Genomic DNA, 24,640 nt, shown 5'->3' on the forward strand with positions numbered 1-24,640 from the left:
GTGAACGCCGCCAGCAAGCGAGGCGCTGAACGCCTACGGCTGACGACGCATGATGCCAATCCCAGATGTGCCCAACGAATAAACATTGCATCGCCTCCGGGTTTCCCGGCTGCGATCAGACGACCGCCGATCTGGATTTCTGGATCTGTTCCAGTTCGCCGCCATTCACATGGCAGAGCTTAGCGCACGTTCGGCGAAGATCGTGTGGCGATACTGTTCAACTGCATCCGTTCAGCGACCCTTCGCACCACGCACCAAATCACGTTCTCAGAGATCCCCGTGCCCCAGGGCGTACCATGCCGGCTGACGGCACGGGAGATTCGGCCCGAAGCCACCTTTGCCAACCTTCTCCGGTGATCGACGGCGTCCTTCACCCAGACGGGCATCGGAATGGTACGAACATGATTACCTTTGCCGACGAGGTCCACTATCGCCAGTGTCCTTGTCTGATCTGTAAATCGATCCTGCCACGCGGCAATTACACTGCGATCCGTAATAACCGCGTCTCTGCTTCTGCGCGGAACCAACCGTGCGGGAAGAGAGGCCGGAGGGCGTTCTCGCGAACCAAGCATGAGCCGCCGATCCATCCACAAAAAATACTTGAGGATAAGTGCGCCTTTTTGAGTACGATTAACATCTAAAATCCACAGCGACACGATAGCGTTCGATCGTAATCTATCGAAGTGACGTGCAGGGTACCTAATGGGGCCTTGCGGTTAGAGCTTGAACCGAATCGAAAAGGAGAGAACATGAGCAATTTGAATGGAAAAGTGGCAATCGTAACAGGCGCTTCCAAAGGTGTCGGCGCAGGTGTCGCGAAGAATCTCGCAGCCAGCGGCGCAAGCGTAGTAGTCAACTACACCTCGGCAAAGGCCGACGCGGACAAAGTTGTGGCCGAGATCACCAGCAAAGGTGGGAAGGCTCTGGCCGTGCAGGCGGATGTCTCCAAGGCTGCAGATGTGGCCAGGCTCTTCACCGAAGCCAAGGCCACATTCGGTCAGATCGACATCCTCGTGAACAACGCGGGTGTGTATGCCTTCGCTCCCCTCGAAGCTCTGACAGAAGACGACTTCCACCGCCACTTCAACATCAACGTGCTTGGCACACTCCTCACGACTCGCGAGGCCGCGAAGTACTTCGGACCAGCAGGCGGCAGCGTCATCAACATCAGCTCAGGAGCGAGCATCGGTCGGATGCCGAACACTGTTGTCTACGCGGCAAGCAAGAGTGCCATGGATGCGGTTACGCGTGTCCTTTCGGTGGAACTGGCTCCGAAAAAGATCCGCGTAAATACCGTGGCTCCCGGCGCTACCGCAACGGAAGGTCTCACCGCGATGGGTGCGGTCGGCACTGATTATGAGAGGGTTCTTGTCGCGACGATCCCGTTTGGGCGCCTCGGCCGACCCGACGATATCGCGAAGGCGGTCCACTTCCTTGCTTCGGATGATTCCGCTTGGGTGACGGGTGAATACATCACCGCTTCGGGCGGCCAACGCCTCTAATCCTTTCAGGGCTCGCCAGCCTGGCGAGCCCTGAACTTTTATGAAGCGGTCCAGTTCGCTTCATAAACTCCAGCAAGCTCTCTGCATTACGAAACTCTGAGGTCATCATGACAAACGAAGAAATTTTGGTAGGTACAGTGATCCACAATTGGTCGGTGACCATGTCGCGACTCAAAACGACCCTGGACGCCATGACTGACGCCGAGTTCGAATCGGAAGTTGCGCCGGGACGAAACCGCGTCCACTACCTGGTTGGGCACTTGGCTGCATTCCAAGATCGTCTGAACGAACTGATTGGCATGGGTGGGCGTCTCCATCCTGAGCTTGACGTCTTCATTAGTAATCCTGATCGCTCTTTCAACTACGACATGAGTCGCGCTCAACTCACCCAGATTCTTTGGGACCTTGTGGCAATTACGACAGAGGCAACTCAGACCAGGAAGTCATCGGAATGGCTGGAGCGGCATAACGCAGTCTCTGCCGAAGACTTTGCAAAGGAGCCGCTGAGAAACAGGTTGGCTATCCTTGACGGCCGCGCAACCCACGTTGCTTTGCACCACGGTCAAATGCGCCTGGCCCTAAAACGCAAATAGTTGCCTTCATCGCCTGCAGATCAGCGCGGAGCGATCCAAGCCAACAATCGGAAGGAGGTACGAAGCATGAAACGAAAAATCTTGGTGACGGGTGCTACGGGTCTAACAGGTTCCAAAACTACGGAACTCTTGCTCAAGCAGGGATTTGAAGTCCGTGCCTTCGTGCACAAAATTGACCATCGTTCAGACAAACTCGAAGTCTTGGGAGCGGAAGTGGTCAGCGGCGACATGTTGGATCACGAGTGGGTACGAGTAGCCTGCGAAGGCATCAACGCTGCTTACTTTATCTATCCCATCGCTCACGGGCTAATCAATGCGACGGCGTATTTCGCGCAGGCTGCCAGAGAGGCCGGATTCGACTTGATCGTGAATATGTCTCAAAAATCTGCCCGCGAAAACTCACGAAGCCACGCCGCCCGAGACCATTGGATTGCGGAGCGGGTATTTGACTGGTCTGGAGTTCCCACGACCCACATTCGCCCGACCTTCTTCGCGGAGTGGCTTACCTATCCCCATCACCTGAAGCAGATCGTGGAGAATGGGGCAATCGTTCAAGCGCTTGGGAGCGGTCGCCACGCTCCAATCGCGAGCTTCGATCAGGCTCGCTTCATTGCTGCTGTTCTCGCCGATCCTGCGTCTCACAGGGGCAAGACCTATCCGCTCTGTGGCCCGGTGGAGATGGATCAGTACACACTTGCAGAGAAAGTCGGCAAAGTGATCGGAAAGCATGTCGAGTACAAGCCAATATCGATCGAGGCTCTTGGTCACAAACTCGAAGCTGCAGGCCTGTCTCCATTTCGGATTCAACATCTGTGTGCCGTGGCACAGGACTATCAGGATGGAATCTTTGAGGGCACAGACGAAATCATTGGACGCGTGACTGGCACGCCGCCAATGACAGTTGAAGAATTCGTAACATCCAACATCGCGCTCTTTCGCCAACAGCGCTAATCACAACTTTGGTCGCGAAGCGAGCCCGCTCCCCCTGCGGAGTGTGAGCGGGCCGACGGCACTCCTGGCTTGCAGAGCGGCTGCGCGTGGCTCCGACCTAATAACCGACAGCCAATCGTAGTCGGAGGCGGCTTGATCGAGGAGCAGACGGAACGAGCCATGAAAATGCGCCGTTTTGAGTACGACTGACATCTAAAAATATGCGACACGTTAGCGTGCGATTGTAATCTAAAAGGAGAATCATCATGGCAAACGAGCTGTTTTTGATCTGTGGCGCGACTGGCCAAATCGGCGGCACCGGAAGGTATGCAGTAGATAATCTACTTCAAGCTGGCAAGAAGGTGCGCGCTTTCGTCCACTCGAAGGACGAGCGAAGCGAGGCTTTAGCCCGCAAAGGCGTAGAGATCGCTGTCGGCGATTTGTTCGACATCGATTCGGTGCGCGCTGCCCTTGAGGGAGTGACCGCGGCCTACTTCGTCTATCCAATCGAGGACGGCCTGCTAAAGGCAGCGCCGATCTTTGCGCAAGCGGCTCGCGAGTCGGGACTCAAGACGCTCGTGAATATGTCGCAAGTCTCGGCCCGGCGTGAAGCAAAGAGCCACGCAGCTTTCAACTACTGGCTCATGGAGAGAATGTTTGACCACTCAGGGATTCCGGAGGTCACACATCTGCGACCAACCTTCTTCGCCGAAAATCACCTTACTCCTCTTTTCTTGATGGGTCACAAACAGGGCCTGGCAGCATTCTCCCTCTCGACGGGCAGGCATGCGCCGATTGCCGCTGAAGACCAAGGACGGATGATCGCTGCAATCCTTCAGAACCCGAGCAAACATGCTGGTAAGACCTATCCGCTCTACGGGCCGAAGGAATATACGATGACCGAGCTCTACGCCGAGATTTCGCGCGTCCTAGGGCAAGAAGTCAAGTACAAGGTTGTTCCGGAAGACGAGCAGCAAAAGATTTTTGATTCCTTCTTGTCCCCCTATCTCGCTCAACACTTGCGGGAAGTTGTAAGGGATCAAACGAACGGCGTCTTCGCAGGAACAGATCACGTCATCGAAGAAGTGACCGGAAAGCCGCCGATGAGCATCGAGGAGTTCGTAAAGAAGAACTGGGACATCATGCAGGTCGATGCGAAAGCTTAACAGGTCCGGTGCGGCCATTTGAACGAACCGTAATCAGCGAGCTGGCTTCATGGGAACGGTCAGTTCTTATGGGGCCTCCTTCCACTAACAAGACCGGCCATGCCAAGCCTGGCACGCCAAAAGGATTTGAAACAATGATGAGCACTGAAGTTTTGTTCAAGCCGCTGCTAGTCAACAACCTTGAACTGAAGAACAGAATCGTCCTGCCGGCGATGAGCCGTGAATCAAGCCCCGGCGGTATTCCGAACGACGCTACGACCGAATACTACCGCCAGCGTGCCGCTGGCGGTACTGGCCTGATTATCACAGAGGGATCGGCCATCGACCGGAAAGCGGCTATCAATAACGTCGACATGCCGAACCTCTACGAGCCCGCTGCAATCGAAGGCTGGAAGAAGACAGTCAATGCGGTACACCAGGCAGGGGCGAAAATTGCCTCACAGATTTGGCACCAAGGAATCTCGCGCAAAAACGGTACAGGGCCCTATCCAGACGCACCGACCGAAGGGCCAAGCGCTTTCGGTGCGGATTCTGTTGAGATGTCGGAAGAGGACATCGCCGACACGGTCGATGCCTTTGCGAAGGCAGCGAAGATTGCCCAGGACATCGGCTACGACGCGGTCGAAGTCCATGGCGCTCACGGCTTCCTCGTCGATCAATTCCTCTGGGAGAAGACGAATCGCCGGTCGGACGCCTACGGTGGGAGTATCGAGAAACGCACGAAGTTTGCAACCGAGGTCATCCGCGCAATGCGGAAGAGTGTTGGTCCGTCATTTCCGATCATGCTCAGGTTCTCCCAATTCAAAATGGAAGACGTTACGGCGAAGCTCGCGCAGTCGCCGCAGGAACTGGCGACCTTGCTGGAGCCAATCTCAGCCGCTGGCGTCGATATCTTTCACGCATCGACCCGCCGCTATTGGGAACCAGAGTTTGAAGGATCGGATCTCAACATTGCTGGCTGGACGAAGAAGATCACCGGTAAGACGACGATCTCGATTGGGTCCGTGGGATTGAGCGGTGCAGACGTCTTCGGTTCGCTACAGGGAGAAACTACGACGGTTGGCGATCTCTCGAATCTGATAGATCGTATGGGGGCCAATGAATTCGACCTCGTAGCTATTGGCCGGGCGCAGGTCAACGATCCTGAGTGGACCAACAAAGTGAGGGAGGGCCGTTTCTCCGAATTGACCCCCTTTACGAAAGAGTCTCTAAAGAATCTTGGCGGGGCAGAAATCAAGCCAATCACCAGAAACTAGGTATCTCAAATTACAACGTTTTCATCGTGCCTGGACGCTGAATGTTTCGTGAGCGTACAGGCACCTGATATTTGCGGCCGAATCATATAGAGTGTTGCGATAATCTAAGATACGAGGCCCGTGAGCAGCCAATGAAAAAATCACGTGAGGAAACGGCGCAGACCAGGGAACATATTCTCAAGACTGCGTCCCAGGAGTTCCGCCGCGGTGGTATAGCCAATACCGGGGTTGCGGATGTCATGGCGGCCGCGGGGCTTACCCAGGGCGGCTTCTATCGTCATTTTGAGTCCAAGGATGCCCTCGTAAAAGAAGCGTTGGACTCGTCGATCGAGGATTTACGTACCTGGATTCTTTCATCGTTCGGTCGGCGTCACGGCAAATCCGCTCTCGTAGCTGCCATTGAGGACTATCTTTCGCTCGAACACCGAAAAAGTACAGCCGATGGCTGCCCCTTCGTTGCGCTAGGCAGTGAGATTGCCCGTGAGAGTCGCGATGTGCGGGATGTCGCTACAGCAGGCTTGAACCAAGTAATTGATGACCTTGCACAGCACATGGATGGATTGACACCATCGGCTGGCAAAAAGGAGGCATCAGTTATTCTCTCCACTATGATTGGCGCCATGACAGTCGCACGCCTTGTCTCTGATGAATCCCTATGCGCGTCCGTTTTGGCGCAAGCCAGAAAGAGTTTGGTCGATCGCGTAAATCAGCTTTTACCGACATAGGCACCAAACGCTGCAGCCCTGCTCTCATCGAGATAGCAGCCCCGGTCCGTACCAGTCTGTCAGATGCCACCTCCATACGCCACTCTGTGAGATAGTCCAACGGCGATTTACCGACCGTCTCTCTGAACTTGCTGGCGAAGCTCGTCCGAGACATTTCCGCCCGTTGATACAAAGACTGAACCGTCCAGCGGAATCCCGGCGCTCATCATGCATCGCCGTAAGAGCCAGACGCATGCATTGGTCCCGCGGAGCAAATAGCCAGCCGATGCTGCCGCTTGGCGGCGCCCGCGCGATCATAGGGCTTCTTGGAAGTATTCCGCCTCTTTCCGGTACTTAAAGTAGTGAGAACAGGCCAATGCGCTCATGCAGAGCTCAACGAGTGGATTGGCGACTGTGCATAGATGGGAATGATCGCTCGAGACGGGAGTATTTCTCATTAGCTATTTGCGTAACAAGGACCAAAGGCCATCTTGACCGTCAGCGAATCTGTGTCGAACAGTTCATCTACTCTGCTCGCAACGCCCGCGCAGGATCCACGGAAGCAGCCCGCTGCGCTGGAATTATTCCAGCAGCGCAAGCTGCCACCAGCAAAGCCCCAATCGCTACAGCCAGCGCGCCGCCGCTCACAGTTGTCAGCTCGTACAGCTGCGACCTCACTAGCGTCACTCCGTAATAGGCCACTGGAATCCCGATTAAGATACCGAGCACTGTCTGCAGCAGAGCGCTGCACATCACCATCGCCACCACGCCGCCGCGATGAGCCCCCAGCGCCATCCGTATGCCGATCTCGGTCGTCCGCCGCGCAACCGCATACGAGGTTACGCCATACAGCCCCACCGTCGCCAGCAGCAGTGCCAACCCGCCAAACAGCGTCATCAGCGTCGCCAGCATTCGCTCATGCGTGAACTGGTCCGCAATCTGCGCATCGAATCTCTCAAACTTCTGTAACGCCAGGTTCGGATTAATTCCCATCAGCGTCCGCCCGGCAATTTGCTCCATGTCACTCACCGGATAGGACGTCTCAAGGACAATAGCGCCGGCATACCCTGCCTCGGATGGCTGCGTCAGCGCGCCAAAGTACATGGGGTGCGCTCCGATCTTGCGTACGTCAGTGTATGACGTTCCCTGCACCACGCCTGCGATCTCGTAGGGCGTGGCGGCATTCCCTCCTGCAATAAAGCGGTGTCCGATCGGGTTCTCTCCCGGCTTGAAGATCGCCTTGACGAAGTCCTCGTTCACCACCGCAACGTGCGGCGTTGTTGCCGTGTCCTGCGCGGTGATTCCACGCCCCATCAGAACGCGAGTCCCCACCGAATCGAAATACTCCGGATTCACAATGATGTTCGTGGCATCCCGGTATACGTCCTGCTGTCCCACTAGTTGAATTCCGTAGCCGTCGTTGTTACCTTCCATCGGAGTGAAGGTGCTCACCCCGACCTTTACCACGCCTGGAATCGCATGAAACCGATCCTCAAGCGTCCGGTAGAGTGCAGCTACCTGATCGTCCTTGTAGCCGGCCGCCTGTGCGTTGATATGAACGATGTAACGATTCTTCGATTCCAGCTTCATGTCCGCATGCTGCAGCCTGCCCAGGCTTTGCGCGAAGAGTCCGGCGCCCACCAGCAGTACGACCGACAATGCCGCCTGTAGCACCACCAGCGTGCGCTGCAGCAGTGAAGCTCCGCCCGCCGTCGTTCGCGCCCCGCTACGCAGCACATCCGCCGGAGCAGCCTTCGCGCCCATCAGCGCCGGTGCTACACCAAACATGACACCCGTCAGCATCGACACACCCAGCGCAAACCACAGTACCTCCAGTGACGGACTCGCACTGATCGACACATGCTGCTCTCCCGGAAACGCAAGCATTAGTAGCAGCCTCGCCCCACCATACGACACCGCCAGCGCCGCAGCCCCGCCCATCCCCGCCAACAACAGGCTCTCCGTCAGCAACTGCCGAACAATCCTCCCCCGCATTGCGCCCAGAGCCGTCCGCACGCTCATCTCTGCCTTCCGTCCCATCCCGCGCACCAGCAGCAGATTGGCCATGTTCGCGCACGCAATCAGCAGCACCAATCCGCTGATCCCCAGCAGCAGCTTCAGGTTGGAAGCGTAGTCCTTCTGCATCGACTGCGTGCCTGCCCCACCGGCCGTCAGTACTAAATGTGTCTTAGCGATATCCGCGGCTGTAAACTCAGGATCTGTCGAGTGCACTTGCTTGAGTTCCGCGCTCAACTTCTCCTGCAACGGCCCCAGCGCTGTTCCCGGCTTTACGCGCCCGATGATATCCAGCCAATTCTGCGTCGGATCACGGAAGCCCTTTCCCCCTGCCTGGTCGGGTATCGTTGCTATCGGCAGGTAGAAATCCGGTGGCGTACTCGATATGCGATCTCCATAGAAACCTTCAGGCGCCACGCCCACCACCGTCACCGGCCTCGTGTTCATCCAGAAGGTGCTGCCGACTACCGAAGCATCGCTGTTGTAGGCGTCCTTCCATGTCACATAACTCATCACTGCAATCACGGGTGCACCAGCAACATCATCCGCGTCGGAAAGCAGCCGTCCGGCTGCAGCGCGCAGCCCGAACATGCGGAAGTAGTTCCCGGAGACAAACTCGCCCATCCGTGGCTTTGCCACCTCCTGGCTTCCATCACGCCGCATCACCACAGGCCGATACTCAAACCCCGCCTGCATCGCCGCGAGCTCTTCAAACTCCGGCGTGTTCTTCTTCATCTGTTCATAGGTGTCGGTTGAAAACATGCTGTAGTCCCCGTTGTGCCACGTGTTGGGCCCGGAGTTCTGGCAACAGTCAGCCCAATCACCCACCCGCACCAGCAGCTTTGGGTCTGTCACCGGCAGGTGCTTCAGCAGCACTGCATGCACCAGAGTAAAGATCGCCGCATTCGCTCCAATCCCCAATGCCAGCATCAACACCGCCGCCGCTGTAAATCCTGGCGTCTTCCACAACTGCCGCAACGCAAACCGCACATCCCGTATAAGACTCTCCAGCCAACCCCACCCCCAGGCCGTATAGCTCCTCTCGCGAATCAGCGTCGCATTCCCAAATTTCTGATAAGCCGCCCGCCGTGCCGCCGCTGCATGCAACCCCTGCTCCGCATGCTCCTGCTCCCGAAGCTCCAGGTGCAGGCGCATCTCCTCCTCCAACTCCGCCTGGAACCGTCGCCCACGAAACAACATCCGCAACCGCCGCATCAACTCGCCCATCGGCTCATCTCCTCACGTCGTCTGGATCACCCGCGTAATCGCGCCCATCACGCGCTCAAACTGTGACACCTCCACCGCCAGCCGCTTCCGCCCCGCCGCCGTCAGCTTGTAATACCGCGCCCGCCGATTTCCCGCCGTCACACCCCACTCCGCGGTCACCCAACCCTTGATGAGCATCCGCTGCAACGCCGGGTACAGCGATCCCTCTTCTACCTGGAGCACCTCGTCCGAACTCTGCTGAATCGAATTTGCGATCTCATACCCATGCAGCACTCCATAGCGGGCCAGCGTCTTAAGAATCAGCAGATACAGCGTTCCCGGCGGAATCTCATCCCGTTGCATGCAACACCCCTAACCACACAAAAGCCCTTGACATAGCCAAACTATGCCAAAACCTTATTGCCATAGGTAGACTATGTCAATTGTTTTTTTGTCGCTACTTCGGATACTGGTGAGCATAAGCCAGGGTCGATGCCGAGTCGGCTTTCACCAAGCAATTCAGTCGGATTCAGTTCAATTGTTGACTTCAGGCCAATGCGCTCATCGACCAAGGCCAATGTCGCTCTCGGATCATTAGTCCCGTTGAACGCCATTCACATCCGTAAGCGATAACTGGCGAGAATCCGACTTCACAGAACTTATCCGGTCTGGGTGCGGTTCGGCGATTTCGATTTTCTTGAACCTCACTACAACGTGGGGCTTCCTTGGGACAATTGAAGAAGAGTTGATTGCCATCGGGATCGTCGATTATGAGAACCCCATTTCCTCAAGTCCGGGGACCTGCGGATCAACAAAGTCGATTCCGCCTGTCCCTGCTGGCCCCAGATCGACATCAATCGTCTGCCACGATCGGGTTTGGTAGCGCACGGCAAGTTCGAGACGGACAGTATCAATTCTCTCCATCGTGATGGGTTTGGCCTTTACTTCAAACAAGAAGTCATCGAAGCCCAAAGCCACTGCGTTTTGGAAACGTGTGAATCGCTCTGCGCTCTCACCGGCCATCCCAATATCAAGGCCCTTCGTTGCCCGCGCACTCTCGGCAAAGCGAAGCTCCATCGCAACGCCGCCTTTGAGGTAGCAATTATCCAGAATGACTTCAGAGACAGCCCGTTACAACACTCCGCAGACAGCCAGAAACGAGACCCAACCACGGAGGCGCTCCTGATCGAGACCTTCCTGTATTGCAATCCGGGACAGCGTTTTGGGAAGAGCTTCGCGTTTAGGAGGCACTTGAAGTCCTTGTGTTGGTTTGTTTCGTTAGGCCGTGTGCCCATTTATTCATTAGGGCAGTCAATTGTTTGGCATCCGCCTGCTTCAGAAGTCCTTTTTTGTCGCGTCCGTCATTGCTTGACGAGCCACGCCTACGCGCTTGGTGTCCTCGAGAACATCAACGACGGTTCGCTCTACTGAAGTCACCGGAATTCTTTCATGCTCATTGATCCCCTCAGGACTGATGTCCGCATGATGAATGATGATCCATTTGAGGCGCTTGCGTCTGAGGCGCGCTGTCACAAGTACGGTGATGTGGACTTTTGCAGGGTTGGCATCGGATATGCCGTATAAGAGCAGTGCAGTCTCGTGAGATACGAGGACTGAAGTAGGACCGCCACTCGCTTTTTGCCCACAGCACCGCCTCTCTATATTGAGCCAGCCGGTCTACTGGGTAGTGCCAGATGCGGTATCCCCCCCTGCTCACCCGTTCTAGCCGACCACGCTGAGCGAGGCGCACGAGTACTGAATCGGCAATACCGGCTTCGCGGGCCTCCTTCGAGGTAAGAAGACCGTCTCGCATCTCTGCAAGTGCATAGAGTTCGTCCATTCGTGTGGAAGGCATACGCCTAGTACGCGTCGCACCAGTTTGCTATGTCAATTTAGTTCCACTATCGAATGAAATTGACCCTTTGGCTGAGCGCGAGGATGAGGTATGTTTCGATGGAAAAATCCAACTGGACTTATCGCGTTGGCGTAGCTGAGCAGCCTCAGCGCCACCACACACTGAATGCAATTGAGACCACGAGAAGAAGCGAGGCCAGCAGCCAGAGCCATCGCTCATCGCCTAGTGTTTTGACGCTTCCCCGGCCGAGGAGAGCGCGAGGCGGTGGTGTGGATTCATCAGGGCGAGGCTCCGGCACAGCCAGCCCGACCAGCATCGCCGTCAGAAAGGCATAGATGGAGGCGTGGAAGTCGGCATTCATTGTGCTCCCATAGACGAGCCAGTGGCGCGACGACGCGATGAGATGCAGGAGCGAGACGACAATGCCAGCCGACAAACCGAGAATAGCGCCGCGTTTCCCTACCCTGCGCGTGCTGATGCCGAGCAGAAAGATCGCCCAGAACGGCGCACCGAAGATGGAGAAGATCAGCTGCAGATGCTCCATCAGGTCGCGAAAGAGAAAACTCAGGTAGGACGAGAGAAGGCTGACTGCCATCGCCGCCACCATGCTCCATCGGCCGACAGCCAGGTAGTGGCTCTCACTTTTTCCCGGCCGAAGCCGCGAGCGATAGATATCCTGCGTAGCGATCGAAGCGAATGCCGAGATATTCGCGGCAAGTCCGGACATGAGGCTGGCTGCAAGTGCGAGCAATCCCAGCATCAGCAAGGTAGGCGAATACAGCGCTTTCATCACTGTCGGCAATGCCGCGTCGAAGCGCTGCGCTCCTTCCAACTGGGGAAACAGCGCCGCACATGCGAGGCCTGGCACTACGACTACCAGCGCGAAGAGTAGCTTTCCGAACCCAGCCCACAGAGGCACGCTGCGCCCGGCCTGCTCCGTGCGCGCGCAGAATGCCCTCTGCATTTGCACAAAGTCAGTGCACCAGTATCCGAAGGCAAGAACGAATCCCAACCCAAAGACAGTGCCGATTACATCGAGCGGCGCCGAGGTGGATACTATCGGCATGGCCTTCCACAAATGAGCTTTCATACTTGGGATTTGGATCGCCCCATGCGCGAAGAGCAGCGCACTTTTGATGGCCAGCGGGACGAGTCCGACCAGAATCACGCCTAGCTGAAAAACCTCGTTATAAACGGTCGCGCGCAGTCCGCCCAGCAGCACATACGCCAGCACAATTGACGCGCAACTGACGATGCTCGTGCGGTAGCTAATACCGAAGAAGACCCCAAGGACCTGCGCCATAGCGTACAGACTGATGCCGGCGGTAAACACGGCTATAACGGCAGAGGTTGCGGCATTGATGATTCGCATTTCCGGCCCATAGCGTTCTTCAAGAAAGTGGGGGACGCTGAGTGCGCCGCTGCGCCGATAGATAGGCATCATCCAGAGTGCGAGGAAGATCATCGCCGGAATCGCGCCAATCAGGTAGAAGTGGAAGGCCTGGGCTCCATACTGATCGGCAACTGCACTCAGACCGATGATTTCTAGCGCTCCGCAGTTTGCTGCCAGATAAGCTGCAACGACAATCCAGGTTGGTAAGGAGTGCGTTGCGTTCAGGTAGGAATTCGCGGTCTGCCCCCGTCTCCTAGCGATCCAGCCGAGCACAAGTGTCGATGCGAAATATGCGGTAATGAGTGCAAGACCCAAGCGAAAAGGTTCCCTCTGCGTTCCAGGAGATGCTTCCACGAGCTTACCCGACCGGTAGAGTTTTCGTACTACGGCGGCGGGCGGCGATTGTCCTCCCAGCGAGCCATTTCTTCCCACAAATAAAGGGCGTAGCTTATAAAGGAGCTTTCGGCCAAGGACAACCATGAATCGACGGGATTTTTTGCGAACGAGCGCCATCGCGCTGGGAACAGCTGCCACCACTCCATCCGTACTCGGCAAGGAGGCATCTCCGTTGACCGCGGGACGCCAGGTTTATCCGCTGCGAACCAGGTGGCGTTACAGCGCACAACTCCTGCCTGCGGCCGCGGACCCGTCATTCGACGATACAGCGCTTCAGCAGGTGATTCTGCCGCATACGAACATCTCGCTGCCGTGGCACAGTTTCGATGATAAGAGCTATGAATTTATCTCCACCTATCGGCGTGTGATCGACATGCCCGCAGGCACGACTGGCAAGCGTGTCTTCCTTGACTTTGAAGGAGCGATGACAGCTTCGACGGTCTGGTTCAACGGCGCAAGGATCGGGACATATCGCGGCGGTTACACTCCGTTCTCTTTTGAAGTCACCGATCAAGTCAAGCCGGGGAAAAACATTCTTGCCGTCGATGTCGACTCGACCGAACGCAAGGACATTCCTCCTTTCGGATTCGAGATCGACTACCTCACCTTCGGCGGCATCTACCGCGACGTGTGGCTCCGTATTGTGCCGGAGGTTTTCATCGAGAACATCCATGCAATCACTCAGGATGTTTTGACTTCAGAGCCCAGGGTTTCCGTCGAGGTTTATCTCGAACGTCCGGCTGGCACCATGCACAAAGGCCTGTCGCTTCGCGCGCAACTGCGCGACGGCGAAAACGTAATCGCGACCGGCACGATTGCTGCGCATTCCCCGGCGCCGGCAATGCATCACTGGGAGGACTCCGACCAGGCTGCAGGAGCTCTGCCATACGATTCTGCAAAAGATGCTCCTTCGGCAGTGATTGCGCTCGACAAGTTTCAGCATCCGATCCAGCTCTGGGACCTGAAGACTCCGCAGCTTTACATCGTCGCCGTACAACTGCTCGAAGGAGATCGCGTTATCGATGAGCAAAGCTGCCGTATCGGCTTCCGTGAGGCGACCTTCACTGAACATGGCTTCTCGCTCAACGGCAAGATCGTCAAGCTGCATGGACTCGATCGCCACCAGACATTTCCATGGGTTGGGCAGGCGATGGGAGAACGCGCACAGCGGCAGGATGCGAAGATTCTGCGTCGCGACCTGAACTGCAACATCGTTCGTACGTCGCATTACCCGCAGTCGCGGCATTTTCTGGACGCCTGCGATGAGATGGGCCTGCTGGTTCTCGAAGAGATCCCCGGCTGGCAGCATATCGGAGACAAAGGCTGGCAGGATGTAGCCGTCGACAATACGCGGCGCATGGTGCGGCGAGACTGGAACCGGCCATCCATTGTTTTATGGGGCGTGCGCATCAACGAGTCCGAAGACAATCATGATTTCTACAGCCGGACCAATGCTATCGCGCACGCACTCGACCGTACGCGCCAGACCTGCGGGGTTCGTAACTCTGAAAGCTACAATTCCGAATTTCTCGAAGATGTCTTCACCTTCAACGATTTCGGCTGGCCGATTCGAAAGCCAAACCATCCCCGCTTCCTGAATACGGAGTTTGTCGGCCACACCTTCCCTACAAAGATCACAGACGGCTACGAACGTCAGCGCGAGCACGTCATCCGCCATGCCCGCATGCACGATGCCCTGGCATCTGATCCGCAATACTCTGGCGGCCTTGGCTGGTGCGCCTTCGACTACAACACCCACGCCAACTTCGGTGCCGGCGATCGCATCTGCTATCACGGCGTGATGGATATCTTCCGCATGCCGAAACCAGCCGCGGGCTTTTATAAGTCGTATGTGCCACCTTCGGAAGAGATCGTTCTTGAACCTGCATTTACATGGGCCGACAATGACGAATCCGTGAGCATCACCTACGCGCTGATCTGCAGCAACGTCGACCACATCAAGATGTACACGCTTGGAGGCGGCACTGAGCATCTCGCGGGAGAAGGAGGTCCGGATCGAGCGCAATTCCCGCACCTGCCCTATCCTCCTTTCCATATCGACTTCGTTCACGACGCACTGGACTTTCCTAACTGGGGCGACCTGCGCATCGACGGCTACATCGACGGCAAGAAAGTTGTCACCAAAACACTTGCCGGCGACGGAGCTGATGCGAAGCTCAGTATGTATCCGGACGACACGAAACTTTTTGCGGACGGAGGCGACGCCGTCCGAGTAGTCGTTGCGGTAGAGGACAAGTACGGAAATGCCCGTCATCCTGCTTCGGAAGCGATCAGCTTTACGTTGACCGGCCCTGCGGATCTGATCGGCGACAATCCGATTTCGCTTCTGGGCGGCAGGTGCGCTGTGTGGGTTCGGACTCGGCATGAAGCAGGTGAGATTGTACTCACGGCAAAGCATGCCAGGCTCGGCTCCGTGAGTGCGCGCTTTTCTGCCTCGCCTGTCGATGCCGAAATCGTCTAAAGTGGAAGGCCGAAGCTTCGTGGTGCAAAAGAAGAACGATTCTTTCGATATAAGTGAGAGCCAGGAGAGTGATGCCTTGGGCGACAAATCGAATTTGGACCGCCGTGATTTCATCCGTGCCACAGCGGCCGTGGCCGCAACTTCCATGCTGAACAATTCGACATTTGCCGAGATAACTAACGTGCCACGCGAGAACTGGAGCGGCACGTACCACTTCCACACAAACAAGGTCTTCCAGCCCCGGACAGCGGCTGACGTCGCTGCCGCAATCGGGTCGGTGAAGGAAGTTCGAGCTCTCGGAACGCGGCACTCGTTCAACGGCATCGCCGATTCCACATCTGCGCAGATCTCAACACTTGGACTCAAGGATGTTCAGGTGAATGCCGCAGAGCATACGGTCAAAGCCGGCGGCGGCATTCGCCTGGGAGAACTGGCCGAGATTATCGACAAGCAAGGATGGGCGCTCCACAACCTGCCTTCCCTGCCGCATATTTCGCTGGCCGGCTGCATCTCGACGGCTACCCACGGATCGGGCGTTAAGAATGGAAATATCTCGACTGCCATTCGCGAAGTCGAATTCGTCTCCGCCGACGGCAAGCTGCACACGCTTTCGCGCGCGAAAGATGCCGATACTTTTCCCGGCGCGGTAGTAGCGCTTGGAGCGCTCGGGGTCATCACAAACCTTACGGTCGATCTGCATCCACGCTTCGATGTTGCACAGAGCGTGTATGAGAATCTTTCCTTCGATCAGTTACAACACAACCTCGTAGACATCATGGGCGCGGCCTACAGCGTCTCGCTCTTCACGCACTGGCAAAACAATCGCGCTGACCAGGTATGGATAAAACGCCGCGTTGAAAATGGCGAGAATCATCAGCTTCCTGAGATGTTTTACGGCGCGACACTCGCCAAGAAAAAGCTTCACCCCGCCGGACCGCAGATGGATGCTACCGGCTGCACCGAGCAGGGCGGAAGCATAGGGCCCTGGTACGAACGGCTGCCGCACTTCAAGCTCGCATTCACGCCCTCCAGCGGACACGAGATCCAGACCGAATACTTCGTCCCTCTCGAGCACGGCTACGAAGCGATTCGTGCAGTGGAAACATTGCGCGACCGCATCACTCCTCATCTCATCGTGACGGAGGTGCGCACCATTGCCGCCGATGACCTGTGGATGAGCATGGCGTATCAGCGCCCCTCGCTCGCGATCCATTTCACCTGGAAGCCGGAGGAAGCAGCTATTCTGGATGTACTGCCTGCCATCGAGGCAAAGCTCGCGCCGTTTCATCCGCGACCGCACTGGGCTAAAGTCTTCACATTGCCGAAGCAGGAGATCACTGCACGTTATCCGCGACTGAATGACTTCCGCACTCTTGTGAAGAAATATGACCCCAATGGCGAGTTCGCAAACGACTTCATGAAGAAGTCTGTACTCGCCTGACGTTCCAGAGCACATACCGCCTGCTCCATATGCCGCGATTGCAAGCGCGCGATCGCGGCGCGCCCCCAGGAACAAGAAGGATCGCATGCGAAAGATCGTGATCGTAGGTCCTCCACCGGTCCAGATTCTCGACGTCACCGGCCCGCTGGAAGTGTTCTCCGGCGCTCCGGGATACAACCTGCAGCTTGCCACTCCTGAAGCGGGCGACACGTTACGCACCCACCATGACATCTCACTCGGCAAAGCCATCTCTGTTGAGAAACTAAACGGCCCCATCGATACGCTTGTAATCGTCGGAGGCATCGGAGCTGAAAGCGGCAGTTACGACGAGAACTTTATTGCCTGGGTCCGCAACGCTGCAACCCGCTCTCGGCGCATCGCAGCCATCTGCACGGGAGCGTTCGTATTAGCCGAGGCCGGATTGCTCGATGGAAAACAAGCGGTAACGCACTGGAGCTTTTGCGATCGGCTTGCCCGCGAGTACCCGAAGGTTCGAGTCACGCCAGATCCCATTTTCGTGAAGGACGGAAACGTCTACACCTCGGCCGGTATCACTGCCGGGATAGATCTTTCACTCGCCCTTGTCGAGGAAGATTGTGGTCACGCTGTTGCACTGAAGCTGGCGCGCTTTCTCGTGATGTACCTCGTGCGGCCTGGAGGACAGTCCCAGTACAGCCACATGCTCTCCCACCAGGCCGCCACTTCACAACCACTGCGCGAATTGCAGGTCTGGATGCTTGAAAACCTTCCGGGTGACCTCACAGTGGAGGCGCTTGCAGAAAGGCTAGGTGTAAGTTCCCGCCACTTCACGCGCATCTGCCTGCAGGAAACGGGCCTGAATCCCGGCCAGCTTGTAGACCGGCTGCGGGTAGAGGCGGCGCAGCAGATGATCGACAGCTCCAGCAAGGGGCTGAAAGAGATCGCCGAGGCCTGCGGCTTCAAATCCGCCGAGGTCATGCGGCGCGTCTTTCTGCGCACGCTTGGAATCTCTGCAGCCGACTATGCCAAGCGCTTTCGCCGGCCTTCGCACTGAAAGCCATCATGTCTCAAATCGTTGTAGTAATGTCGTGGCGGCACGCTGGCTACGTCGATACAGTCGTCCTGTGAGCTTTCACCACAGGAGACTGAACATGGCTACCTCATCAGGCATTGCAAACTCGATCGAAGGCGCTTCCATTCCGGACTCAAAACTTGCACACGAGATCACGGAGTTCATTCGCGACAACGAGTCGCCGCTGCTGTTCAACCATTCAAGCCGGGTATACCTTTTCGGAGCGCTTGCCGGGCAAGAGGCGGGTCTTCGCTTCGATCCGGAACTGCTTTATGCGGGTGCCATGTTCCACGACCTTGGGCTGATGCCGAAGCATAGCAGCGCAAACGATCGCTTCGAGGTAGATGGAGCCAACGCGGCGCGCGCCTTTCTAACAGAACGCGGAATCAGCCCAGAGGACGTGAACAAGGTGTGGACCGGCATCGCGCTGCACACAACGCCGGGCATTCCGCAGTACATGGATCCGGTCATCGCACTCGTGACTGCTGGCGTTGAGATGGATGTGCTCGGGCTGACTTACGACCAGTACCCTGCGATAGTTCGCGAGGCGATCGTCGCGGCCTATCCGCGCACGCCGAACTTCAAGGAAGACATCATCCAGGCCTTTTACGACGGCATCCATCACAAGCCGCAGACCACCTTCGGCAATGTAAAGGCCGACGTCCTGGCTGACAAGGATCCGAAGTTCCGCGCAGGCAACTTCTGCAGTGTCATCCGCCAGTCGAAGTGGAAGGCTTAAGAGCATGAGTTCGGGCCGAAGCAGCGATGCTTCGGCCCGTCTTCTATGAGGGCCGGCTGCTCAGCGTCTGCAGCTTTCTCAATCCCGGAAAAAGCCTCGTCCACAACAACGCAATGACGATGCTTCCGACGCCGCCGATAACCGTTGCAGGGATGAGGCCGAACCATGACGCGGTTACACCCGATTCGAACTCGCCCAGTTGGTTCGATGTCCCGATGAAAAGCGAGTTCACCGCGCTTACACGTCCGCGCATCTCGTCAGGAGTTTCAAGCTGCACCAGCGACGACCGCACGACTACGCTCACTACGTCCGCGCTGCCCAGCACGACCAGCAGCGCCATCGACAGCCAGATCGACCGCGAATAGGCAAAGGCCACCGTCGCCAATCCGAAGATAACGACTGCCGTAAACATCTTGCCGCCAGCACGACGACGAATGGGGTTGTGCGCAAGAAACACCGATGTCGAAAGCGCTCCAATTGCGGGCGACAACCTCAGCAGCCCAAGCCCCCACGGGCCGGTATGCAGAATGTCATGCGCATAAGCCGGCAGCAGCGCCGTCGCGCCGCCCAGCAACACGACGAATAGATCGAGCGAGATCGCTCCGAGAATGTTCTTGTGTTCGCGGATGTAATGAATCCCCGAGAAGATCGACGTCGCGGTAGGCGCGTTCTTCGCCACGGCTGCACGGCGTGGACGAATCGAGATCGACAGGCTCGAAGCGGTAAGAAAGAGCACCGCGCACAATGCGTATGGAATCTGCGCGCCCAGCGCATAGAGCAGGCCGCCCAGTGCCGGGCCAATGATTGAGGATGTCTGGTTCGCCGACGAAGACCAGGCGATGGCTTGCGGCACCATTTCAGGCTCGACCAGCGTAGGCACCAGCGCCTGCGTCGAAGGGCTTTCGAAAGCGCGCGCAGCACCGATCAATGCGACTGCGCAAAAGATGCCCGCCGGGTGCAGCCGGTGAAAGAAAGTGGCAAGAGCCAGAGAAGCCACGGTGAGAGACTCGACTACCTGGCAGATGGCGATGATAGTGCGGCGGTTGAAGCGATCCGCAACGTGCCCCACCAGCAGCATCAGTAGCAACATGGGTAGAAACTGCACCAGGCCCACCATCCCAAGCGCGAAGGTGCTGTGAGTAAGGGCGTAAACCTGCCATCCCACGGCAACAGCGACCATCTGGAAAGACATGGTTGAGCAGACGCGGGCCAACCAGAAGCGTGCATACGATGGTTCGCCGAAGACCGCCCGTGCGCTCATCGCCCGTTTTTCATCACTCATCTATCAAAGCTAGCAAAATCAGAGAGCGCGCCCAACGCCCCGCTCGAAAACCGTCTCGAACTCTTCCCGTTTCAAAACGCAATGAAGAGAGCAGCGCATTGTTGTTTTGCCGGTATATGATGGTTCGCAATTTTAGAGAACCACTCCGGAATACACCGAAATAGATGATTCAAGGTGGCTTCAGTATGAAGCGTAGAACATTTCTGTCTTCCGCCGCGGCGGTCCTGGCGCAGCAGGCACTCGCGGCTTATCTGCCCAGGGGAAAAGAAGCTCAGCAGAAGGCCGATTACACGCTGCGCATCGAGCCTTGCACGATCGATATCGGCAAGGGTGTCAGCATTCGCACGATTGCATACAACGGCCAGGTTCCCGGGCCGATGCTGCGGCTGCGCGAGGGTGTTCCGGTCAGCATCCATGTCACCAACCATGCGCCCGTAGCCGATCTTGTTCACTGGCACGGCCTCGCCACCGACTCCTACAACGACGGCGCGATGGAAGAAGGCTCGCCGATGATTCAGCCTGGTGAAAGCCTCGTCTACAAGCTCACACCTCGCCCCACGGGAACACGCTGGTATCACACGCATGCTTCGGCCGAAGGCAATCTCTCACTCGGCTCCTACACCGGGCAGTTCGGATTTCTCCTCGTCGAGGGCAAGGAGAACCCTGCGCGCTACGACCAGGAGTTCAACCTCGCCATTCATCATTGGGAGCCCTCATTCGTGCCCATGGTCGAGAAGATGCGCGAGCACTCCGCGAATGCGCCGCTCACCTCGGGCTCTGACGTGGGCTACAAATACGCCACAATCAACGGACACATGCTCGGCACGGGCGAGCCGCTACGCGTCAAGCAAGGCCAGAAGGTACTGATGCGTCTGCTCAATGCCAGCGCGACGGAAAACACCATTCTTGCTTTCCCTGGCCACAGCTTCACCGTGATCGCGATGGATGGCAATGCTGTTCCCAATCCGCAGAAGGTTGAGGTGCTCTCGCTTGCGGTTGCTGAACGCATCGACGCCATCGTCGAGATGAACACTCCCGGCAAATGGATACTCGGTTCCACGCTTGAGAAGGAACGCGAGATGGGCCTTGGCGTTGTCGTCGAATACGAAGGAACAACCGGCGAGCCTGTATGGAAAGATCCTGCGCCCTCCGAGTGGGACTACTCCCGCTTCGCCAATTCACAACCGGCGCCCGAACCCGACAGGACCTACGAGCTGACCTTTCGCGATATCGGATCGACGGACCACTCCGGCTTCGACACCTGGACAATCAACGGCAAGGCATGGCCGCACACCGACACACTCGAAGTCGAAAAGGGTAAACGCTATCGCCTGCTCTTCCGCAATGGCAGCGGCGATCAGCACCCCATGCACCTGCACCGGCATACCTTCGAGGTCACGAGCATTGGCGATAAAAAGATGAGCGGCCTTCGCAAGGACGTGGTGAACGTCATGCCGCTCGATTCCGTCGCCGTCGATTTTGTTGCGGACAATCCCGGCGACACGCTGATGCATTGCCACCAGCAGCTCCACATGGACTTCGGCTTCATGCAACTGGTGAAGTATGTCGGATAAGGGCCGCTTCGCTTCACACGCACTGCGCGCGAGCCTGCTGTGCGCGGCTACCGTATTCGCTGGCGGAATTTCTCCAGCTGCAACGAAGGCCAACACCCCATCGCAACTCGACTGGCCGACTTACGGGGGCCAGGCCGCGAACGATCACTATTCGCCGCTCACGCAGATCAATCGCCGGAATGTGAAGACGCTCAGGAAGGTCTGGGAGTTCGACACTGGCGAGGCCGGCGCACTGCAGACGAATCCGATGATCGTGGGCCGCGTTCTTTACGGCAATACGCCGACGCAGAAGGTTTTTGCACTCGACGCCGCCACCGGCAAGCTGATCTGGAAGTTCGATCCGCACATCGGGCACACCGAACCGCGCCGCGGCTTTTCTTACTGGACCGACGGCTCACAGGCACGCCTCTTCGCCTGCGTCATGAGCTATGTCTATGCGCTCGATGCGAAGACGGGTAAGCCTATTGAGAGCTTCGGCGAGAACGGCCGCATCGACCTGCGCAAGAATCTCGACCACGACGACTATCTCAGCCAGTCGGTCACGCTGACCAGCCCGGGACGCGTCTACAAGGATCTGCTCATCATGGGTTTTCGTACCTCGGAAACTCCGCCTGCGCCGCGCGGCGATATCCGCGCCTACGACACGCGCACCGGCCAGCTTCGCTGGAGCTTTCACACGATTCCTCATCCCGGCGAGCCCGGCTATGAAACATGGCCTGCCGATGCATGGAAGACAGCGGGCTCTGCCAACAACTGGTCCGGCATGGCCGTCGATGATAAGCGCGGCATCGTGTATGTGCCCACCGGCTCTGCGGTTCCGGACTTTTACGGAGCCAGCCGCCTCGGCAACGATCTTTATGCAAATTGCCTGCTCGCGCTCGATGCCAGCACCGGCAAGCTGATCTGGTATTTCCAGGGCGTGCATCACGATGTATGGGATCGCGACTTCCCTTCTCCGCCAACGCTGTTAACTGTTACGCGAGACGGAAAAAAGATCGACGCCGTCGCGCAGACCAGCAAGCAAGGGATGATCTACGTCTTCGACCGCGTGACCGGCAAGCCGCTCTTTCCCATTGTCGAGAAGCCTTACCCCGCAAGCGATGTGCCCGGCGAGAAGACGTCGCCCACGCAGCCAACGCCGCTTGCGCCGGAGCCTTTCGAGCCGCAGCACATCGACGAGACGCAGCTTACAAATCGAACCCCCGAAGCGCACGACTGGGCAGTGAAGACCTTCCGCACCTATCGCAACGGCGGCCCGTTCTATCCATTCACTGTCGGCAGGAAGACCGTCATCTTTCCTGGCTACGATGGTGGTGCAGAGTGGGGCGGCTCGGCGGCCGATCCGCAGACAGGCGTTCTCTATCTGAACTCGAATCAGGTCCTGTGGACGGGCGAGCTTGCCGAGAATCATGGCAAGCCCGGCTCCGGCGCGTGGATCTATCAGAATGAATGCGCCATCTGCCACGGAGAAACCCGCGCCGGCTCGCCCAACTTTCCGTCGCTGATCGATATAAACAAACGCATCTCCGAACAGCAGATCGTCGATACTATTCACGGCGGCAAAGGCCGCATGCCGTCGTTCCCGGGCATTCGCGACGGAGAGCTGGATCGCCTCGTGCATTATCTCGAGACCGGCGAAGATCTCGCTCCGGGAACGCAGTTGACCCAGGTGGCCACTCCCGCGAGCCAGCAACCGATGGCCATTATTGGCAGGCAGCTTTACGACAAGAACTGCGCACTCTGCCACGGCGAAGATCGCCAGGGCGTAGCTCGTGCGTTCCCTCGGCTGCTCGGTATCGGCGACAGTCTCTCCGCACATCAGCTCGTCTCGACTATCCGCAATGGCAAGGGCCGCATGCCTGCGTTTCCTGATGACAAATTATCTTCGGAAGATCTGGATGCGCTGCTCTTGTACCTGGGAACAGGCAGCGGTGCACCGACTTCGACAATCGAAGCCGGTGCCGGAGTGGCTAACGCCGAAAACGAGGGCCGCGAGATGGTATCCAAAGCCGGGAATGACGCCGAGCCACCGCGCTATCGCTTTACCGGCTACGACAAGTTCTACGATCCCGATGGATATCCGGCAAACGCTCCGCCATGGGGGACGCTCAACGCCATCGACCTGAACACCGGCAAATATCTCTGGAAGATTCCTTTCGGTTTCTATCCCGAACTGGCGCTCAAGGGCATGGGCAACACCGGTTCCGAAAGCTACGGCGGCCCAATCGTCACCGCTGGCGGATTGCTTTTCATCGCATCGACCGTCTACGACAAGATGATGCATGCCTACGACAGCCGCACCGGCGAGCTGCTCTGGCAGTATCAGCTACCCTATGCGGGGGTTGCCACTCCTGCCACCTATATGGTCGACGGCAAGCAGTACGTGGTCATCGCAGCGTCAGGCGGACGCGATGCAAGGTCCCGCTCCGAGGGCACTTATGTAGCCTTCGCGCTGCCCTGAGTCACCGCACCATTTACACTAAAAGAGTCATGGTTTTCGTGCTCGACAACTACGATTCCTTCACCTACAACCTTGTGCAGTACATGGGCGAGCTCGGCGCGGAGATGACCATTCGCCGCAACGACGAGCTCACCGTCGACGAGGTTGAGGCGCTCAATCCTGAACGCATCCTGCTGTCTCCCGGTCCCTGCACACCGCAGGAAGCCGGCATCAGCATCGACCTGATCAAGCGCTTCGCGGGCAAAACACCGATCCTGGGCGTATGCCTCGGCCACCAGGCCATCGGCGCGGCATTCGGCGGTGACGTGATCCGCGCGCCGAAGCTGATGCATGGCAAGACCAGCCCGGTGGAGCATGACGGCAAGACCATCTTCAGCGGCATCTCCAGCCCGATGACCTGCACGCGCTACCACTCGCTGATCGTCTCGGAGAAGAATCTGCCCGCGGAGCTTGAGATCTCTGCCCGCACCGCCGACGGAACCATCATGGGTCTGCGCCATCGCGAGTATGCAGTCGAGGGCGTGCAGTTTCACCCCGAGAGCGTACTTACCGACGACGGAAAACGCCTCATCAAGAACTTCCTGGAGCTCTAG

The 24,640-nt window shown here is 57.5% G+C and carries 19 protein-coding genes; 13 read left to right on the forward strand and 6 right to left on the reverse strand.

Going from position 1 to position 24,640, the window contains the following annotated elements:
- Positions 1–749: 749 nt before the first annotated feature.
- The 6 genes from LJD29_RS05730 (at position 750) to LJD29_RS05755 (ending at position 6,172) form a co-directional block, all read left to right on the forward strand.
- On the forward strand, positions 750–1,502 hold the full coding sequence (locus LJD29_RS05730; protein ID WP_446744797.1) for an SDR family NAD(P)-dependent oxidoreductase: 753 nt from the start codon (positions 750–752) through the stop codon (positions 1,500–1,502).
- A gap of 107 nt (positions 1,503–1,609) precedes the next feature.
- The gene (locus tag LJD29_RS05735; protein WP_446744798.1) at positions 1,610–2,095 is read left to right on the forward strand and encodes a DinB family protein; all 486 of its coding nucleotides are present in this window, start codon (positions 1,610–1,612) and stop codon (positions 2,093–2,095) included.
- A gap of 66 nt (positions 2,096–2,161) precedes the next feature.
- Positions 2,162–3,046, forward strand: a complete 885-nt coding sequence (locus LJD29_RS05740; RefSeq protein ID WP_446744799.1) for an NmrA family NAD(P)-binding protein — start codon at positions 2,162–2,164, stop codon at positions 3,044–3,046.
- A gap of 245 nt (positions 3,047–3,291) precedes the next feature.
- The gene (locus tag LJD29_RS05745) at positions 3,292–4,191 is read left to right on the forward strand and encodes an NmrA family NAD(P)-binding protein (protein ID WP_446744800.1); all 900 of its coding nucleotides are present in this window, start codon (positions 3,292–3,294) and stop codon (positions 4,189–4,191) included.
- 134 nt (positions 4,192–4,325) lie between these two features.
- The gene (locus LJD29_RS05750; protein WP_446744801.1) at positions 4,326–5,447 is read left to right on the forward strand and encodes an NADH:flavin oxidoreductase; all 1,122 of its coding nucleotides are present in this window, start codon (positions 4,326–4,328) and stop codon (positions 5,445–5,447) included.
- A gap of 131 nt (positions 5,448–5,578) precedes the next feature.
- Entirely contained in the window at positions 5,579–6,172 is a 594-nt protein-coding gene (locus tag LJD29_RS05755) for a TetR/AcrR family transcriptional regulator (protein ID WP_446744802.1), read from the forward strand.
- Positions 6,173–6,676: 504 nt separating this feature from the next.
- On the opposite strand, the gene LJD29_RS05760 is transcribed toward LJD29_RS05755, so the two are convergent.
- From LJD29_RS05760 to LJD29_RS05780, 5 genes are all read right to left on the reverse strand, one after another.
- A complete protein-coding gene (locus LJD29_RS05760) occupies positions 6,677–9,394 on the reverse strand; it encodes an ABC transporter permease (RefSeq protein WP_446744803.1) in 2,718 nt (905 codons plus the stop codon).
- Between the two features lie 12 nt (positions 9,395–9,406).
- On the reverse strand, positions 9,407–9,736 hold the full coding sequence (locus tag LJD29_RS05765) for a PadR family transcriptional regulator (protein WP_446744804.1): 330 nt from the start codon (positions 9,734–9,736) through the stop codon (positions 9,407–9,409).
- Between the two features lie 405 nt (positions 9,737–10,141).
- Entirely contained in the window at positions 10,142–10,486 is a 345-nt protein-coding gene (locus LJD29_RS05770; RefSeq protein ID WP_446745882.1) for a nucleotidyl transferase AbiEii/AbiGii toxin family protein, read from the reverse strand.
- A gap of 352 nt (positions 10,487–10,838) precedes the next feature.
- Positions 10,839–11,228, reverse strand: a complete 390-nt coding sequence (locus LJD29_RS05775) for a type IV toxin-antitoxin system AbiEi family antitoxin domain-containing protein (RefSeq protein ID WP_446744805.1) — start codon at positions 11,226–11,228, stop codon at positions 10,839–10,841.
- Positions 11,229–11,373: 145 nt separating this feature from the next.
- Complete coding sequence (locus tag LJD29_RS05780) at positions 11,374–12,936, reverse strand: sodium:solute symporter family transporter (protein ID WP_446744806.1); 1,563 nt, start codon at positions 12,934–12,936, stop codon at positions 11,374–11,376.
- A gap of 163 nt (positions 12,937–13,099) precedes the next feature.
- On the opposite strand from LJD29_RS05780, the gene LJD29_RS05785 reads away from it, so the two are divergent.
- The 4 genes from LJD29_RS05785 (at position 13,100) to LJD29_RS05800 (ending at position 18,730) form a co-directional block, all read left to right on the forward strand.
- On the forward strand, positions 13,100–15,499 hold the full coding sequence (locus tag LJD29_RS05785) for a glycoside hydrolase family 2 protein (RefSeq protein ID WP_446744807.1): 2,400 nt from the start codon (positions 13,100–13,102) through the stop codon (positions 15,497–15,499).
- A gap of 94 nt (positions 15,500–15,593) precedes the next feature.
- Positions 15,594–16,940 (forward strand): D-arabinono-1,4-lactone oxidase, encoded by a 1,347-nt coding sequence (locus LJD29_RS05790; RefSeq protein ID WP_446745883.1) that lies wholly within the window; start codon positions 15,594–15,596, stop codon positions 16,938–16,940.
- Between the two features lie 85 nt (positions 16,941–17,025).
- On the forward strand, positions 17,026–17,973 hold the full coding sequence (locus LJD29_RS05795; RefSeq protein ID WP_446744808.1) for a GlxA family transcriptional regulator: 948 nt from the start codon (positions 17,026–17,028) through the stop codon (positions 17,971–17,973).
- 97 nt (positions 17,974–18,070) lie between these two features.
- Positions 18,071–18,730, forward strand: coding sequence for an HD domain-containing protein (locus LJD29_RS05800; RefSeq protein WP_446744809.1), 660 nt, complete (start codon positions 18,071–18,073; stop codon positions 18,728–18,730).
- A 43-nt stretch (positions 18,731–18,773) separates the two neighbouring features.
- Here the strand turns inward: LJD29_RS05800 and LJD29_RS05805 are convergent, their stop codons facing one another.
- Positions 18,774–19,991, reverse strand: coding sequence for an MFS transporter (locus tag LJD29_RS05805; RefSeq protein ID WP_446744810.1), 1,218 nt, complete (start codon positions 19,989–19,991; stop codon positions 18,774–18,776).
- A 206-nt stretch (positions 19,992–20,197) separates the two neighbouring features.
- Between LJD29_RS05805 and LJD29_RS05810 the strand changes: the two genes are divergently transcribed.
- The 3 genes from LJD29_RS05810 to LJD29_RS05820 are packed head-to-tail and all read left to right on the forward strand — an operon-like array spanning position 20,198 to position 24,640.
- Entirely contained in the window at positions 20,198–21,586 is a 1,389-nt protein-coding gene (locus LJD29_RS05810; RefSeq protein WP_446744811.1) for a multicopper oxidase family protein, read from the forward strand.
- Positions 21,576–24,047 carry a c-type cytochrome gene (locus LJD29_RS05815; protein WP_446744812.1) on the forward strand — a complete coding sequence of 824 codons (2,472 nt, stop codon included), beginning with the start codon at positions 21,576–21,578 and terminating at the stop codon, positions 24,045–24,047. Before LJD29_RS05810 ends, LJD29_RS05815 begins: the two co-directional genes overlap by 11 nt.
- A 29-nt stretch (positions 24,048–24,076) precedes the next feature.
- Positions 24,077–24,640 (forward strand): anthranilate synthase component II, encoded by a 564-nt coding sequence (locus LJD29_RS05820; RefSeq protein ID WP_446744813.1) that lies wholly within the window; start codon positions 24,077–24,079, stop codon positions 24,638–24,640.

This window comes from Silvibacterium acidisoli, assembly GCA_022870745.1.
Taxonomy (GTDB): domain Bacteria; phylum Acidobacteriota; class Terriglobia; order Terriglobales; family Acidobacteriaceae; genus Silvibacterium.

Coding starts and splice junctions, on each gene's coding strand:
- LJD29_RS05730 (WP_446744797.1), top strand. CDS start 750: ATGAGCAATTTGAATGGAAAAGTGGCAATCGTAACAGGCGCTTCCAAA.
- LJD29_RS05735 (WP_446744798.1), top strand. CDS start 1,610: ATGACAAACGAAGAAATTTTGGTAGGTACAGTGATCCACAATTGGTCG.
- LJD29_RS05740 (WP_446744799.1), top strand. CDS start 2,162: ATGAAACGAAAAATCTTGGTGACGGGTGCTACGGGTCTAACAGGTTCC.
- LJD29_RS05745 (WP_446744800.1), top strand. CDS start 3,292: ATGGCAAACGAGCTGTTTTTGATCTGTGGCGCGACTGGCCAAATCGGC.
- LJD29_RS05750 (WP_446744801.1), top strand. CDS start 4,326: ATGATGAGCACTGAAGTTTTGTTCAAGCCGCTGCTAGTCAACAACCTT.
- LJD29_RS05755 (WP_446744802.1), top strand. CDS start 5,579: ATGAAAAAATCACGTGAGGAAACGGCGCAGACCAGGGAACATATTCTC.
- LJD29_RS05760 (WP_446744803.1), bottom strand. CDS start 9,394: ATGGGCGAGTTGATGCGGCGGTTGCGGATGTTGTTTCGTGGGCGACGG.
- LJD29_RS05765 (WP_446744804.1), bottom strand. CDS start 9,736: ATGCAACGGGATGAGATTCCGCCGGGAACGCTGTATCTGCTGATTCTT.
- LJD29_RS05775 (WP_446744805.1), bottom strand. CDS start 11,228: ATGCCTTCCACACGAATGGACGAACTCTATGCACTTGCAGAGATGCGA.
- LJD29_RS05785 (WP_446744807.1), top strand. CDS start 13,100: ATGAATCGACGGGATTTTTTGCGAACGAGCGCCATCGCGCTGGGAACA.
- LJD29_RS05795 (WP_446744808.1), top strand. CDS start 17,026: ATGCGAAAGATCGTGATCGTAGGTCCTCCACCGGTCCAGATTCTCGAC.
- LJD29_RS05800 (WP_446744809.1), top strand. CDS start 18,071: ATGGCTACCTCATCAGGCATTGCAAACTCGATCGAAGGCGCTTCCATT.
- LJD29_RS05805 (WP_446744810.1), bottom strand. CDS start 19,991: ATGAGCGCACGGGCGGTCTTCGGCGAACCATCGTATGCACGCTTCTGG.
- LJD29_RS05810 (WP_446744811.1), top strand. CDS start 20,198: ATGAAGCGTAGAACATTTCTGTCTTCCGCCGCGGCGGTCCTGGCGCAG.
- LJD29_RS05815 (WP_446744812.1), top strand. CDS start 21,576: ATGTCGGATAAGGGCCGCTTCGCTTCACACGCACTGCGCGCGAGCCTG.
- LJD29_RS05820 (WP_446744813.1), top strand. CDS start 24,077: ATGGTTTTCGTGCTCGACAACTACGATTCCTTCACCTACAACCTTGTG.